The organism is Variovorax sp. F042 (assembly GCF_057814215.1).
Window position 1 is genome coordinate 22,771 of record NZ_JBVASX010000010.1, and the last position, 14,025, is coordinate 36,795.

Sequence of the window (14,025 nt, forward strand, 5' to 3'; positions counted from 1 at the left end):
GTGTTGATGGCTACAGCTGTCGCCGCTCTGCCGCTGTACTCTCGTAATGCCGTGACTTGTCGACATACATCGCCCGGTCCGCCCGCTGCAGCGCAACCTCCAGCGACTCGTCTCCATGGCAGGTTGCGAGCCCGATGGCCAGGCTCAAGGCGTGGCCGCTTTGCCCCGCGTGGAACTGGTTGTTCATTTCGAGCAGCGTGAGGATGCGCTCGCGCATTGCCTCGGCGCCGCGCTCGTCGGTCATCGGCAGCAGCACCGCGAATTCGTCGCCGCCGATGCGCGCGGGCCAGGCCGGCGGGTCGACGGCCTTGTCGAGCACCTCGCCCATGCGGCGCAGCAGCGAGTCGCCGGCGGCGTGGCCTTCATGGTCGTTGATCTGCTTCAGGCCATTGAGGTCGATGGCCACGATCGACACCGGCCAGGGGCCCTTGCGCGACAGGCGGTTCAGCTCCTCGGTGTAGTAGGTGCGGTTGCACAGCTGCGTGAGCACGTCGTGCTTGCCGAGGTACTCCAGATAGGCCTCGGCCTTCTTGCGCGCGGTGATGTCGACCAGCGACACCAGCACCAGGTCCCAGGTGCCCTGCCGGTCTTCCTGCACCGCGAACTGCATGTGGATGTTCAGCACCTCGCCCGACAGCGAATAGTTGAGCACCTCGCGATGCTGCACGGTCTTGCCGTTCCACAGGTCTTGCAATTGCTCGGCGAACGATTCGCGCATCTCGTCGCGGAAGATGCGCGAGATGCTGCCCAGCAGCGTGGGCAGGTCGGGCGCGCCGAACATGCGCAGCGTTTCGTGGTTCACGTCGATGACGCGAATCTCCTGCATGCAGCGCGCGACGAAGTCGGGGTGCACCTTGATGAAGGTGGCGAAGTCGGTGATGCCGCGTGCGCGGATGCTCTCGAGCAGCGAGCGCACCGCGCTGAAGTCTTCCACCCACAGCGACACGGGCGAGCGGTCGAACAGGCTGCGCGCGTACATGGCGCTCTCGTCGCGCAGGCGCTGCGCGGCCACGCGCTCGGTAACGTCGTCGAGCGACACCAGCACGCGGCTCCAGCTGTCTTCGTACCCCGGCAGCACACGGGCACGCACGCGCACGTCGAGCCGCCGGCCGTCGAGCGCGTAGTTGACGGTCTCGCTCTCGAAGGTGAGCTGGCCGTGCCACAGCTGGTCGAGCTCGTGCACCACGGTGGCCGACATGTCGCCGCGGAACACGCGGTCCAGCGCGCCCAGCAGGGTTTCCTGGCTGTCGGCGGCAAAGAGTTTCAGCGTGTGCTGGTTGACCCGCAGCACCTTCAGCAGCGCCATGCAGTCGCTCACGCGCTGCGGGTCTGCATGCAGGTGCGCCACCAGGTTGGTCACGCCCTCGGCGCGCCAGCCGTCGAGCTTGCGCTTGAGGTCGCCGTAGTCTTCGATCCAGAGCGAGACGGGCGCCAGGTCGAACATGGCGTCGAGGTCGCCGATGGACGGTGGGGCCGAAGAGGGGGAAGACGCGGCAGCGGGCTGGGCCATCGATGAAGCTTTCGAAGAAGCGGCTGCAGCCATGGCTGACGAATGCCGGCGAACTGAAGCCTTAATTATTACTCGCGCACCCGCTGCATTCAGCGGCTGTAGAGGCCCACCACGCTCTGCCCGCCCAGTGCATGGCCCTTGAGCGCGGCCAGCAGGGCGTCGCGCGCAAGGCCTGCCGGCAGGCTGCCCGGTGCGAAGTCGGTGGCAACCACGGTCATCACGTAGTGATGCGGCCGGTCGCCCACCGGCGGGCACATGCCGCGATAGGCAGGCGCACCGGCCACGTTCGGGCCCATGGTGAAGTTGAAGTTCGAGCCCGCCTGGCCTTCGCCCGCCTTGAGCTCGCCACGCTCGGCCGCGATGTTGTAGGCCACCCAGTGCGACACACCGAGGCCGGCCGCGCCGTCGGGGTCGAACACCAGCACGGCGACCGACTTGGTCTTGGCCGGCAGGTTGCTCCACGCCACGGGCAGCGACACGTTCTTGCCGCCGCAGTCGCCCGCGCCGGCGTAGTCGGCCGGAATGACGCCGTTGTCGCCGAAGGCGCTCGACGTGACCTTCATGCCCGTGAAGGCCTTGCCGCTGCCGGGCGACATGCCGGTGCAGCCCGCCATGAGGCCGGCGAAGGCGAGGGCCGTGACCGACAGGGTGAGGGGGTGAAGCCTGTTGTTGCTGCGCATATCTTTTTCTCCTGGAGGGTTGTCTTCGTCTTCATTCGGCCTGGCCGAGCCACACGCTGCCGTCCGCTTTTTCATGCACCGCCAGCGGCGTGAGCCGTGCGCCGCGGCAGGGGCCGCCGACGCATTTGCCGGTGTCGGGCTCGAAGATGGCGCCGTGCCGCGCGCACATCAGGAAGCGGCCTGAACTTTCCAGCACCTGGCCTTCGAAATCAAGCGGCCCGCCTGCATGGGGGCACTGGTTGAGATAGCCGTGCACGCCGCCTTGCCAGCGTACGGCAAAGGCCTGGGCGCCGCCCGGTGCCGTGAACATGGCGGCGAGGCCGCCGTCGGCAAGCGCCGGGGCGATCAACTGGGGCTCTGTCGTGCTCATGGCGAACAGTATCCCTCGCGTGGCGGAAGGCATGCTTTCTGCTGCAATTGCGGCATGAACGATTTTTCTCCCGCCAGCGCAGCGTTGCTCGTCGCGCAGCCGCTGACTTCCCATGCCTTTGCCCCGTATGGCACCGTGATCGAGGCACCCACCGGCGAGGGCCGGCCCATCAACGGAGGCAATGCACAGCGCTTCGACCTGCTCGGCGACCTGCGGCTAGACGCCGAAGGCGGACGGCCGATGCTCGCGCTGTTCCGCGCGCAGGCGCGGCGCTTTCCGCACGAGGTGTCGGAGATGGAGCGCCACGCGCTCGGCAGCCAGACCTTCGTGCCGCTGGGCGACAGGCGCTTCGTGATCGTGGTCGCCCGCGCGGGCGAGGCGCCCACCTCGGCACAGCAACTCGCGGCTTTCGTCACCGACGGGCGCCAGGGCGTGGTGCTCGCGCCCGGCACCTGGCATCACGCGCTGCTGGCGGTAGATGCGGGCGACTTCGTGGTGATCGAGCGCGCGGGAGGCGGCGTCGATTGCGACGTCTGCTTTCTTCGGCAGAGCGGCAGCGTGCAACTGGCGAGCCTGCCTGGTTAGGCGACGACGCAGAAGTTGGCTAGAGGGTGCCACCTTCTGGCCAGTTGATCCAATGGGTGTTCGGATTGAGCGTGGGCTCGTAGTGCGCGGTGTCGCCGGTCACCAGCGCCCTGACCAGCCGCTGGAAAGTTGCCGAGTTGCTGGGCCGGTGCTGTGCATCGACGACATCGGGGTGATGCCATTCTTCGAGCTGCAGGATCTGAGCCATCTCCGGCAGCACGTTGGCGCGGCGCTCCGCTGCGGTGGCCAGCACGTCGTCGCGGTGGGTGGCTGCGAGGATGCGGCAGAGTTCGAAGGTGTGGAGCCGACCCTCGTCCAGCGGGACGATTCGGTGGGCGCGGCAATCCGCCAGAGATGGCGTTGGAATCGTCTGGCCTCGCAGGGTCAATTCGTGCCTGTCACCGGCGGCAACCCATTCGAGGTTCTCGGCATCCTGCCATCCGCCTTCCTCGATGGGGTAGACGAAGCGTGATTCGTTGTGCGGGTTGTGCGCAAGATAGTTGTCGTAGGCCTCTCGGTTGACGTAGTTCGTCCCCGGGGCGCGGTCGTGCAGCCGGCTGGCGAAGGTGTGCACGTGTGTGTCGGGAATACCTGACCTTGGCGAGAAGCCAAACACTTCGATGACCATGGCCCAATCGTGCGGCGACCGGTACAGCGACATGCGCGTGGCCGCGAGATAGACATAGCCGTTGTCCAGCATCGGGAACACATAGTTCTCGCAACACTGGTCGAGGACGGAAAGGATGTCGGCTTCTTGCCAGCTCAGCATGGATGCTCCCGAGCCCGAGGTGGGCTTTCGGGGCGACTTTAACGGTGGCCGAAAGATGCCGCCCCGGCCTCAGCCCACGATGCGCTGCGCCAGCGCAACCAGCGATCGGTCCGACCCCGCCGGTCCGAGCAGCGAAATGCCCAGCGGCGCACCGTCGCGCGAAGCCAGCGGCATCGAGAGCTGCGGAAAGCCCGCCAGGCCCGCGATGCACAGCATGCGGATCGCACGGTTGCGGTAGTCCTCCAGCGCGGCTTCGCTGTCGCTGCGCAGCGGTGCGATGTCGGGCATGGTCGGCATCAGCAGCACGCCGTCGGTGCCGAGCAGCGCGGCCAGGTGCTCACGGAATGCGGTGCGGAAGGTGCGGCCCGCTGCAACCTGCGCATCGGTCACTTCGCGCGACCACGCAAAGCGTTCGGCCACGCCCGGGCCGAGCGGCGGCGCGTAGCGTTCGATGAGTGGGCCATCGGTGAGCCAGGCCTCGCGCGACTGCAGGTAGCGGAAGTTCCAGTACATCGTGTCGAAGGATTCCAGCGCCACCGTGGTGCCCTTGGCGGCACCGAGCAGGCCCTGCACGCGGTCGGCAGCGCCCTTCAGCGCTTCGATTGCGGCGGGCACGGCCAGCGCCCAGACGTCGTCGGGCCGCAGCAGCCGCACGCGTTCGGGCAGGGGCGTGGCGTCGGCGCCCAGCAGCACATCGGCCACGCGCGCGAAGGTGCCGATGTCGCGCGCGAACCAGCCGCAGGTGTCGAAGCTGGGTGCGAGGTCGAGCGCGCCTTCGAGGCTCACGCGGCCGTGGGTGGGGCGCAGGCCGTACAGGCCGCAGTGGTTGGCCGGCGCGCGCACCGAACCGCCGGTGTCTGTGCCCAGCGCGAAGTCGCACAGGTTCGACGACACGGCCGAAGCCGAGCCTGATGACGAACCGCCAGTGATGCGCAGCGGCGCTCCACCGTTGATCGGCGCGCCGAAATGCGCGTTGTTGCCGTTCATCGAGAACGCCAGTTCGTCGGTCACGGTCTTGCCGGCAAAGCGGGCGCCGGCATCGAGCAGCTTCTGCACGGTCGGCGCGGTGCGGGTCTTGATGCCCGACATCGCCAGCACGATGGGATTGCCGCCGCCCGTGGGGTAGCCGGCCACGTCGAACAGGTCTTTCGCCGCAAAGCTCAGGTCGGCCAGCGGACCGGTCGCAGCGCGCGGCACCGGCGCATCGGGGTACGGAACGAAGGCGTGGGCGGGGTCTTGCAGAGGCATGGCGGTGAACGGTTTGTGGAGGTTGTCAGTCAGGCGACGAGCACCGGCGCAATGGCCGCCGCGGCATCGGTGTGGATGCAGCGCACGCGGTGGTTCGGCGCGAGCTCGACCACCGGTGGTTGCGCGGTGCGGCAGGCATCGCTTGCGAGCGCGCAGCGTTCGGCAAAGGCGCAGCCGGGCGGCAGCGCGGACAGGTCGGGCGGCGCGCCGCCGATGGTTTCGAGCCGCGTGCCGCGCGCCAGCGCACCGTGCGCGCGGCTCTTGAGCAACGCGATCGTGTACGGATGGCGCGGCGAGCGGATCAGCTCGCGCGCAGTGCCTTCCTCGACGATGCGGCCGGCATACATCACCGCGATGCGGTCGGCCACCTCGACGGCGGCGCCGATGTCGTGCGTGACGAAGATCACCGACAGCCCCAGGTCGCGCTGCAGCTCGCGCAGCAGCAGCAGGATCTGAATTTGCACCGTGGCGTCGAGCGCAGTGGTGGGCTCGTCGGCCAGCAGCAGCTGGGGCTTGCAGGCGAGTGCCAGTGCAATCATGGCGCGCTGGCGCATGCCGCCCGACATCTCGTGCGGGTAGGCCTGCAGGCGCCGTTCGGGGCTTGGAATGCGCACGCGCTCGAACAGCGCCAGCGCACGTTGTTGCGCCTCGGCCTGCGAGACGGATTCGTGCCGGCGGATCGACTCGACGATCTGCGCGCCTACCGAATACACCGGGTCGAGCGCCAGCAGCGGCTCCTGGAAGATCATCGACGCGACCTTGCCGCGGAAGTCGGCCAGCTCGCGCTGCGACATCGCGAGCACGTCGCGGCCGGCCACCTGCACCGTGCCGCCCATGCGGGTGCGGCGCTCGGGGTGCAGGCGCAGCAGGGTGCGCATGGTCACGCTCTTGCCCGAGCCGGATTCGCCGATCAGCGCGACGACCTCGCCGCGCTGCACTTCGAGGCTCACGCCGCTGACGGCGTGCACCGGCTTGCGTCCGCCGCTGAAGGTAACGCTGAGGTCGCGCAGGCGGACCATCGGTTCGTTGTTGTCGCTCATTGGGGTACCTTCGTGCTTCGCACTGCGGTGCGAGCTTGCTTGGGGCGGCCCGGCGCGGCGCTCATGCTGCCTGCCTCTGCGTTTCGATGGCCATCGGATGCCCGCTGCCGGCTTCGTGGATCAGGCAGCTCACCGCATGCTGCGAGCCGGTGACGATGCGTTCGGGCACGACCTTGGCGCACACCGGCGCGGCCAGCGCGCAGCGCGGATGAAAGCGGCAGCCCGAGGGCGGGTTGATGGGGTTCGGCGGATCGCCCGCGAGCGCCGCTTCTTCGGTGCGGTGGTCAGGGTCCATCGACGGCATGGAGGACAGCAGCGCACGCGTGTAGGGGTGAGCGGGCGCGTCGTACAGCGCATCGGCCGGGCCGATCTCGGCCACCTGGCCCAGGTACATCACCATGACGCGGTCGCTCACGTAGCGCACCACGTTGAGGTCGTGGCTGATGAACACGTAGGTCAGCCCGAACTCGGTCTTCAGGTCGAGCAGCAGGTTGATGACCTGTGCTTCCACCGACTTGTCGAGCGCGGAGACGGCTTCGTCGAGGATCACCATGCGCGGCTGCAGTGCCAGTGCCCGCGCGATGTTCACGCGCTGCCGCTGGCCGCCCGAGAGCTCATGCGGGTAGCGTTCGGCAAAGCGCTGCGGCGAGAGGCCCACGCGAGCCAGCAGGTCGCGCGCCCGTTCCACCGATTCGCGTCGCGATACGCCGTGCACCTGCGGGCCGAAGGCGATCGAGTCTTCGATGGTGAGGCGCGGGTTGAGCGAGGCGTAGCTGTCCTGGAACACCATCTGCACCTGGCGGCGGAATTCTTTCAGCGGCAGGTCGCGGCTGCCGACTTCGCGGCCGTCGAACACGACTTCGCCGCGTGTGGGTTCGATGAGCTGCATGAGCAGGCGGGCGGTGGTCGACTTGCCGCAGCCCGACTCGCCGACCACGCCTAGCGTTTCGCCCTTGAGCACTTCGAAGTCCACGCCGTCGACTGCGCGCACAACGCCGCCGCCGCGGCCCAGTGGGTCTTTCTTCAGGGGGAAGTGCTTGACCAGGCCTTTGATTGTCAGGAGCGGTTGGGCTGGGCCGCCGATGTCTTTGGGTGCGTCCATTTTTGTTAGCTCCTGTCCACTGCGTTCGGGGTGCGTGCGAATGACACCGGGTACTCCCCTCCGCGAATGTCCCCCGCCTTCGGCTCCTCCTTTTTTTCGCTGCGGGGAGCACCCGGTGCCATTCGCACATGGGCGCGACTGTGGTGCTGGCCGATCAACCACCGCTGCGAACAACGATCACGCCGATGGGGTGCCTTGCGCAGCGAAATAAAGGAGGAGGCCAAAGGCCGGGGGACATTCGCGGAGCAAGGTACCCCGTCGGCGTGAGCGCGCCCTGAAACGCACTGCATCGAAGAACAGACTTCCATGCTCACCCCTTGTTGTCCATGGCGGACCGAAGCCCGTCGGACAAGATGTTGAAAGAGATCGAAGTGATGAAGATCATCGCGCCCGGCAGCGCAGCGACCCATGGCTGCACATAGATGGCGGTGCGCAGCGTGTTGAGCATCAGCCCCCACTCGGGCTCCGGCGGCTTCACGCCGAGACCGAGGAACGACAGGCCCGAAGCCAGGATCATCGACACCGCGATCAGGCTGGTGGCGTACACGAAGATCGGGCCGAGCACATTGCCCAACACGTGCACGCGCACGATGGTGAAGGGGCTGGCGCCTGAAGCGCGCGCCGCTTCCACGTAGTCGCGGGTGCGCACCTGCGTGGTCACGCTCTCGGCCACGCGCGCTATCTGCGGAATGAACACGATGGTCAGCGAGATCAGCGAATTGACCACCCCCGCACCCAGCGTGCCCGACAGCGCGATGGCCAGCAGCACCGATGGGAAGGCGTAGAACACGTCGATGGTGCGCATGATCAGCGTGTTGGTCAGCCCGCCCGCGTAGCCCGCGACGATGCCGATGATCGTGCCCAGCACGAAGGCGCACAGCACCGGCGTGATGCCGATGAACAGCGACAGCCGCGCGCCGACGATGAGGCGCGAGAGCATGTCGCGGCCCAGCTCGTCGCTGCCGAAGGGCAGGCCTTCGGTGCCGATGGGCTTCAGGCGCTTGAGCATCGACGACTGGTATGGATCCGACGGCGCGAGCCAGGGGCCGAAGACTGCGAGCGCGATCAGCAGCAAAACGACGATGGCCGCGCCGACGGCGACCGGGTCGCGCCGGAAGCGCAGCCACACCGAGGCCCAGTAGCCGCGCGAGCGCTGGGCCGGCAAGGGTTCGACTGCAATGGCGGAAGATGAAGAGGCGGGAAGCACGGTGGACATGGCTTGGCGGCTTTCTTCTTCAGGCGCGCGCGATGCGCGGATCGAGCAAGGTCTGCAGCACGTCGACCAGCAGGTTCAGCAGCACGAAGAACAGTGCCAGCACCAGGATCGTTCCCTGCAGCAGCGGCAGGTCGCGCTGGAAGATGGCCGAGTTCAGCAGGAAGCCGGTACCCGGCCACGAGAACACGGTCTCGATGAGGATCGAGCCGCCGAGCAGGTAGCCCAGCTGCAGGCCCATCACCGCCAGCGCCGTGGGCGCCGCGTTCTTCACCATGTGGCGGAACACACCGAGGTGCGTGAGCCCCTTGGCGCGCAGGCCGACAATGAACTCCTGGTCGAGGATATCGGCCACCAGTGCGCGCACGGTGCGCGCGATGATGCCCATGGGAATCACAGACATCGTGAGCGCCGGCAGCAGCAGGAACTGCAGGTGCTCCCAGTCCCAGGCCCAGTCGTCGGAGCCGCTGGGGCCCGCGCCGGTGGCCGGCAGCCACATGAGCTGCGACGAGAACACGATCACCATCACCATGCCCAGCCAGTAGTGCGGCACGCTCACACCCAGCACCGAGAACATCGAGGCCAGGCGGTCGACCCACGAGTTGCGGAAGTAGCCCGCCACAAAGCCGAACAGGCAGCCCAGCACGAAGCCGATGAAGGTTGCCACCACCGCGAGCCGCAGCGTGTTGCCCACGGCGGTGAACACCTCGCCGGCCACCGCGCGGTTGCTGGCGATGGACACGCCCAGGTCGCCGTGCATTGCGCGCCACAGCCACATCACGAACTGCTCGGGCAGCGAGCGGTTGAAGCCGTAGAGCTCCCGCAGCTGCGCCTGCAGGTCGGCCGAAGCGTCGGGCGGCAATATCGACACCAGCGGATCGCCCGGCGCGATGTGCACGAGCAGGAAGCACACGAGGGCCACGCCGATCATGATCGGCACGGCGTAGATCACGCGGCGCAGGAGGTAGGCGAACATTGGCTGGCTCGTGGCTGGCTGGAAAAAACGCTCAGTCCATCGTCATCGTGGCGATGTCGATGAACCAGCTCTTGGGCTGCACCACGTTCTTGACCTTGGCCGACATGGCGCGCGGACCGACGTCGTGCGCGATCCACACGAAGGGCGCGTCGTCAACGATGTGCGTGTGCAGCTTCGCGAGCGCGACGTCGCGCGCCTTGTCGTCGAAGCTGGTGCGCGCATCGGCCACCAGCTTGTCGACCTCGGGGCTGCCGTAGTAGCCCCAGTTGTTCGACACCGGCGGGAAGGCCTTGGTGCTCACGAAGCGCACCATCGCGAAGAACGGGTCCATGGCCGCGAAGCTGATGTTGACCGCATTGGCGCCGTTGGCCGACGGGTCTTTCGCGCCCTTGCGCCAGTTGGTGAACAGCGTGTTCCATTCGATCACGTCGAACTGCACGTCGAAGTAGCACTGCTTGAGCGACTGCTGCGCGAACTCGTTCATCGGCAGCGGCTGCATCTGGCCCGAGCCCGATGCCGAGATCTGCACCTTCACCTTGATCGGCTTGGCGGCCGAGTAGCCGGCCTGCGTCATCAGTGCCTGCGCGGCCTTCACGTCGTACCTGATATCGAAGGTGGGCTTGCCGAACCACGGGTGGCCCGGCGGCACCGTGCCCTTGGGCTCGGCCATCATGCCGCCCAGCAGCTGCTTCATGCCGCCGCGGTCGATGCACAGGTTGGCGGCCTGGCGCACGCGCTTGTCGAGCCAGGGCGAGCCTTCGGCGAACGAGAGCTGCCACGGCCACACGTGGGGCTGGGCGTTCGAATAGATCTTGAAGCCGCGCTGCGTGATCTGCGCCATGGCGTCGGGCGCGGGCGCCTCGATCCAGTCGACCTGGCCGCCCAGCAGCGCAGCGGTGCGCGCGTTGGCCTCGGGCATCGGCAGCATCACGACCTTGTCGATCTTCGGCACGCGCCTGGCGTCCCAGTAGGTCTTGTTGGCGGCCAGCTCCAGCCGCTCGCGCGCCACGAAGCGCGTGACCTTGAACGGGCCCGAGCCGGCGGGGTCGGCGGCGAAGGCGGTCCAGGCGGCCTTGGCCTTGTCGGCGGGCGTGGCGGCGGCGGCGGCGTCGAACTTCTTCTGCCAGTGCGCGGGCGAGGCCATGAACAGGTTCGTGAGATTGATCGGCAGGAAGGCGTCGGGCTCGCTGGTGGTGAGCTCGACCGTCGTGTCGTCGATCTTGCGCGCCGACTTGAGCGTGGGCATGCGCGAAGCCGTCACGCCGACCTGGCTGGGGTCGAACTGCACGGCTTCCTTGTCGAGCACCTTCTGCACGTTCCACACCACGGCGTCGGCGGTGAAGGCCGAGCCGTCGTGGAACTTCACGCCGGGGCGCAGCTTGAAGACCCACTTGGTCTTGTCCTTGGCGTCCACCGCCCACGAGGTGGCGAGGCCGGGAATCAGCACGCTCGGTGCGTCGGCCTTCGACAGGTCCCACTGCGTGAGCGAGTCGTAGATCGGAATGCCGGTGAAGCGATTGCCCTCGAAGCCCTGGTCGGGCTGGCCCAGCGTGCGCGGAATGTCGGCTGCCGTCATGGCGATGCGCAGCGTCTTTTCCTGGGCCATCGCATGGGGCGCGGCCAGGGCCAGGACGGCGAGTGCCGCGCAGGCGGCCAGGGGCTTCAGGAACAGGGCAGGGGCAGCACGCTTCACATGGAACTCCGTTGGGTGGAATGGCGAAAAGGACGAAAGGAAACTCTCAAGCACGACATGTGCCAGCAGGCGATCAGTCCCTTGTGGGCCTAGGGCCATGACAGCGCGATCTCGCGCCTTGCGCAGCGCAGGTCCATCTCGACTTCCATGTCCACGATCGGCGGGCGCGCGAGGTGCCAGGTCAGGCCGGTGGTGAGTGCGCCGCGCTGCACGATCTCGTCGAACACCAGCGCGCCGATGTCATGCACCGTGTAGGCCTGCACGGCCGCGGCATCGCGCCAGCCGAAGCCCAGCACGGCCAGGCGGCGTTCCATTTCAGTCATCACGTAGCCGAGCTTGGCGCGCAGGCCGTCGGGGCTGGTGTCGCCCAGGCGGACCATCACCTCGCGGTAGCTGGCGTGGCCGTCGGGCGCTTCGCCGCCGCCCGAGACCACGAAGCTCGGCGGCCCGGCATCGTCGTCGGCCGGCACGGTGTACGAGAAGGCCTGGAAGGCCGGCGTGGCCGGTGCGCCGACACGCGGGCACACGTTGGTGCGCGCCACCGGGTTGTGGTCGCCGCGCAGCAGCTGCCAGCGCTCGAGCGTGCCGGCATAGATGCGGTTGAAGTCGTGAAAGCCGCGTTCGGAGAACGGCGCGGGCGAGCGCAGTTCGCAGGCGCACAGCGCGGTGAGCGGCCGGCCGATGGCGCGCAGGTGCGCCGCGATGGCGTCGAAGCCGTCGGCAAGCGGCACGGCCTGCTGGAAGCGCACCCGCTCGATGGCAAAGCCGGGCAGCGCCGCCACGCCGGCGGAATACTGGAACACGCCCTTCGCGTAGCGGTAGCCGCCTTCGGGGAACGCAATGGTTTCGGTGCTTGTGGTTGTCATGCCGTCTTTCCTCGTCAGCGCCCAATGTAGGGAGCGACGAGGCCGGCGGGAAGGCTCATTTCTGCACGCGCGTGTTGCCGGAATCAGAACGCGGCACCGCGTTGGAGCCGTAGCGCCCCATGCTGGTGGCCAGCATTTCGAGCAGTGCGCGCGACGCCGGCGACTGGCGCTGCCCCGGCATCGTGAGCAGGCTGGTCGCGGTGGCGGCAAAGTCGCGCTCCTGCAGCGGCACGGCGCACAGGTCTCCGTTCGACACCTCGTGCAGCGCCGCATAGCGCGGCAGGAAGGTGATGAGATCGCTGTTGCGCACCACGCCCTTGGCCATGTCGAGCGTGCTCGTCTCGATCACCAGGTCGAGCGACACCTGCGTCTTCGATGCGATGCGGTCGACCAGGTGGCGGATCTGGAACGAGCGGTCGGGCAGCGCCACGCGGTGGCCTTCGAGTTCGCGGAACGACACGCTGCGCCGCCGCGCCAGCGCATGCGTGGGCGCGACGATGGCGCACAGCGGCTGCTCCAGCCGCGCATGTTCGCGGAAGGCATGGCGCTCGGGCAGGTTGAAGGCCAGCGCGATGTCGATGCGGCCTTCCTGCAGCGCTTCGAGCACCGCGCGCGAGCCCACCACCGAGGCCTGCAGCTTCACCTGCGGATGCCGCTTCTGGAAGCGCGCCAGGTTGTTCGCAAGGAAGTGGCTGACCATGCCCTCGATGCTGCCGACGCGCACTGTGCCGACGGGCTGGCCGATCAGCTCCTGCAACGCGCCGCGCAGCGCCTCGCTGTTCTGCAGCACCTGGTCGGCGTGTGCGAGCACCAGCTCGCCGGCCGGCGTGAGGGTGGTGCGGTTGGCGCGGCGGTCGAGCAGGGCGGTCTGCAGTTCGCCTTCGAGCTTGGCGATCTGGCGGCTGATGGCGCTCGGCGCCACGCCCAGTTGCTCCGCGGCGCGGCGCAGCGAGCCGGCCTTGGCGGTCTCGCGAAAGTAAAGCATTGCCGTGGACAGCATGGCGGTTTCCTGTTTTCTTGTTCTCGCAAGGCCTGGGCCGGCCGAACCTTCGGCCGAATGGCGCAGCACGTCAAGCAACGGGCGTGCCCCGGGCCAAGCGGGGTCGCCATCCCGTATATGCCGTCCGACCGATGGACGCGGCGGAGCCCGTTTTTGACAATGCAACCGTTTGCACCGACAGTCTGTGGGGCGAAGGGAACAGAACCGATGACAACACTGACGCAGGGTGCACGTGGCGCCGACGTTCGCAGATTGCAGGAGGCATTGAACCGGAAGCTCCAGCCGAACCCCGGGCTCGTGCTCGACGGCGACTACGGCCCGATTACCCGGATTGCGGTGCGCCGCCTGCAGGCCGCGAACTGGCTCGCCGAAGACGGCGAGGCCGGCCCCTGCACGCAGAACCTGGTGTTCGGCAATGAGTGCCACGCGCCGATCCTGCACCCCGTTGCGCTGATTCCGCAGCCCACGCCCGGCCAGTGCTGGGCCGCCTGCACGGCAATGATCACGCGCTCCAACGTGCAGGCGGTGGTAGCGCGCACGCCCACCGAGCTGATCGCCGACGACGGCGGCCTGCGCACCTTCGCGAATGCCGACGACGCCATGACGGCCGATGCGCTCTTTGCGTCCGCGCACGGCCTGGCGGTGCGCCCGCCGGCGCCCTGGTCGGTCGGCCAGCTGCGTGCCGCACTGCAGCACGGGCCGCTGATGTTCGATCTGCCGTGGGGTGCGAGGGGGTATGCCGCCGGTGTCGGCCGTCCGGGCCACATGGTGCTTGTCGTGGGTATTCGCGGCGACGACGATCCCGGCGGGCGCGGCACCACGCTGCGAATCTTCGACCCCTGGCCGCCGGGCAAGGGGGCGCGCAGTTCGGTCAACCACGTCAAGTGGAGCCAGCAGGTGCCCCGGAACGCCTGTCGCGTGTTCTCGCATCCGTAGCCCGGTGGGAGGGCGCCAGGGGGGCGATGCGACAATC

14 protein-coding genes are annotated in these 14,025 nt (G+C 68.0%); 2 read left to right on the forward strand and 12 right to left on the reverse strand.

Features of this window, described 5'->3' with window-relative positions; genetic code table 11:
• Positions 1-10: 10 nt before the first annotated feature.
• The 3 genes from ACZYSP_RS25390 to ACZYSP_RS25400 form a co-directional block, all read right to left on the reverse strand.
• Positions 11-1,510: a sensor domain-containing diguanylate cyclase gene (locus ACZYSP_RS25390; protein WP_176928814.1), complete on the reverse strand. Its 1,500-nt coding sequence runs from the start codon at positions 1,508-1,510 to the stop codon at positions 11-13.
• Positions 1,511-1,599: 89 nt separating this feature from the next.
• On the reverse strand, positions 1,600-2,190 hold the full coding sequence (locus ACZYSP_RS25395; RefSeq protein ID WP_093056363.1) for a YbhB/YbcL family Raf kinase inhibitor-like protein: 591 nt from the start codon (positions 2,188-2,190) through the stop codon (positions 1,600-1,602).
• 31 nt (positions 2,191-2,221) lie between these two features.
• Positions 2,222-2,560 (reverse strand): Rieske (2Fe-2S) protein, encoded by a 339-nt coding sequence (locus ACZYSP_RS25400; RefSeq protein ID WP_093078526.1) that lies wholly within the window; start codon positions 2,558-2,560, stop codon positions 2,222-2,224.
• Positions 2,561-2,614: 54 nt separating this feature from the next.
• Between ACZYSP_RS25400 and ACZYSP_RS25405 the strand changes: the two genes are divergently transcribed.
• Positions 2,615-3,145, forward strand: coding sequence for an ureidoglycolate lyase (locus ACZYSP_RS25405; RefSeq protein ID WP_093078527.1), 531 nt, complete (start codon positions 2,615-2,617; stop codon positions 3,143-3,145).
• Positions 3,146-3,164: 19 nt separating this feature from the next.
• Here the strand turns inward: ACZYSP_RS25405 and ACZYSP_RS25410 are convergent, their stop codons facing one another.
• The 9 genes from ACZYSP_RS25410 to ACZYSP_RS25450 form a co-directional block, all read right to left on the reverse strand.
• Positions 3,165-3,914, reverse strand: a complete 750-nt coding sequence (locus ACZYSP_RS25410) for a DUF7003 family protein (RefSeq protein WP_218149761.1) — start codon at positions 3,912-3,914, stop codon at positions 3,165-3,167.
• Between the two features lie 69 nt (positions 3,915-3,983).
• Complete coding sequence (locus tag ACZYSP_RS25415; RefSeq protein ID WP_093078529.1) at positions 3,984-5,162, reverse strand: amidase; 1,179 nt, start codon at positions 5,160-5,162, stop codon at positions 3,984-3,986.
• A 29-nt stretch (positions 5,163-5,191) separates the two neighbouring features.
• A complete protein-coding gene (locus tag ACZYSP_RS25420) occupies positions 5,192-6,202 on the reverse strand; it encodes an ABC transporter ATP-binding protein (protein ID WP_256216858.1) in 1,011 nt (336 codons plus the stop codon).
• A 61-nt stretch (positions 6,203-6,263) separates the two neighbouring features.
• Entirely contained in the window at positions 6,264-7,304 is a 1,041-nt protein-coding gene (locus ACZYSP_RS25425) for an ABC transporter ATP-binding protein (protein ID WP_093056359.1), read from the reverse strand.
• 310 nt (positions 7,305-7,614) lie between these two features.
• Positions 7,615-8,520, reverse strand: coding sequence for an ABC transporter permease (locus tag ACZYSP_RS25430; RefSeq protein WP_093056358.1), 906 nt, complete (start codon positions 8,518-8,520; stop codon positions 7,615-7,617).
• A 19-nt stretch (positions 8,521-8,539) separates the two neighbouring features.
• Positions 8,540-9,493, reverse strand: coding sequence for an ABC transporter permease (locus tag ACZYSP_RS25435; protein WP_489017289.1), 954 nt, complete (start codon positions 9,491-9,493; stop codon positions 8,540-8,542).
• A 31-nt stretch (positions 9,494-9,524) separates the two neighbouring features.
• Positions 9,525-11,186, reverse strand: a complete 1,662-nt coding sequence (locus ACZYSP_RS25440) for an ABC transporter substrate-binding protein (protein ID WP_489017291.1) — start codon at positions 11,184-11,186, stop codon at positions 9,525-9,527.
• A gap of 89 nt (positions 11,187-11,275) precedes the next feature.
• Positions 11,276-12,052 carry a 2-amino-5-chloromuconate deaminase CnbZ gene (gene cnbZ, locus ACZYSP_RS25445; protein WP_093078533.1) on the reverse strand — a complete coding sequence of 259 codons (777 nt, stop codon included), beginning with the start codon at positions 12,050-12,052 and terminating at the stop codon, positions 11,276-11,278.
• Positions 12,053-12,107: 55 nt separating this feature from the next.
• A complete protein-coding gene (locus ACZYSP_RS25450; protein ID WP_093056354.1) occupies positions 12,108-13,052 on the reverse strand; it encodes a LysR family transcriptional regulator in 945 nt (314 codons plus the stop codon).
• Positions 13,053-13,259: 207 nt separating this feature from the next.
• Here ACZYSP_RS25450 and ACZYSP_RS25455 point away from each other — a divergent pair, with 207 nt between their 5' ends.
• Positions 13,260-13,988 carry a peptidoglycan-binding protein gene (locus tag ACZYSP_RS25455; protein WP_177142272.1) on the forward strand — a complete coding sequence of 243 codons (729 nt, stop codon included), beginning with the start codon at positions 13,260-13,262 and terminating at the stop codon, positions 13,986-13,988.
• The last annotated feature ends 37 nt before the right edge of the window (positions 13,989-14,025 follow it).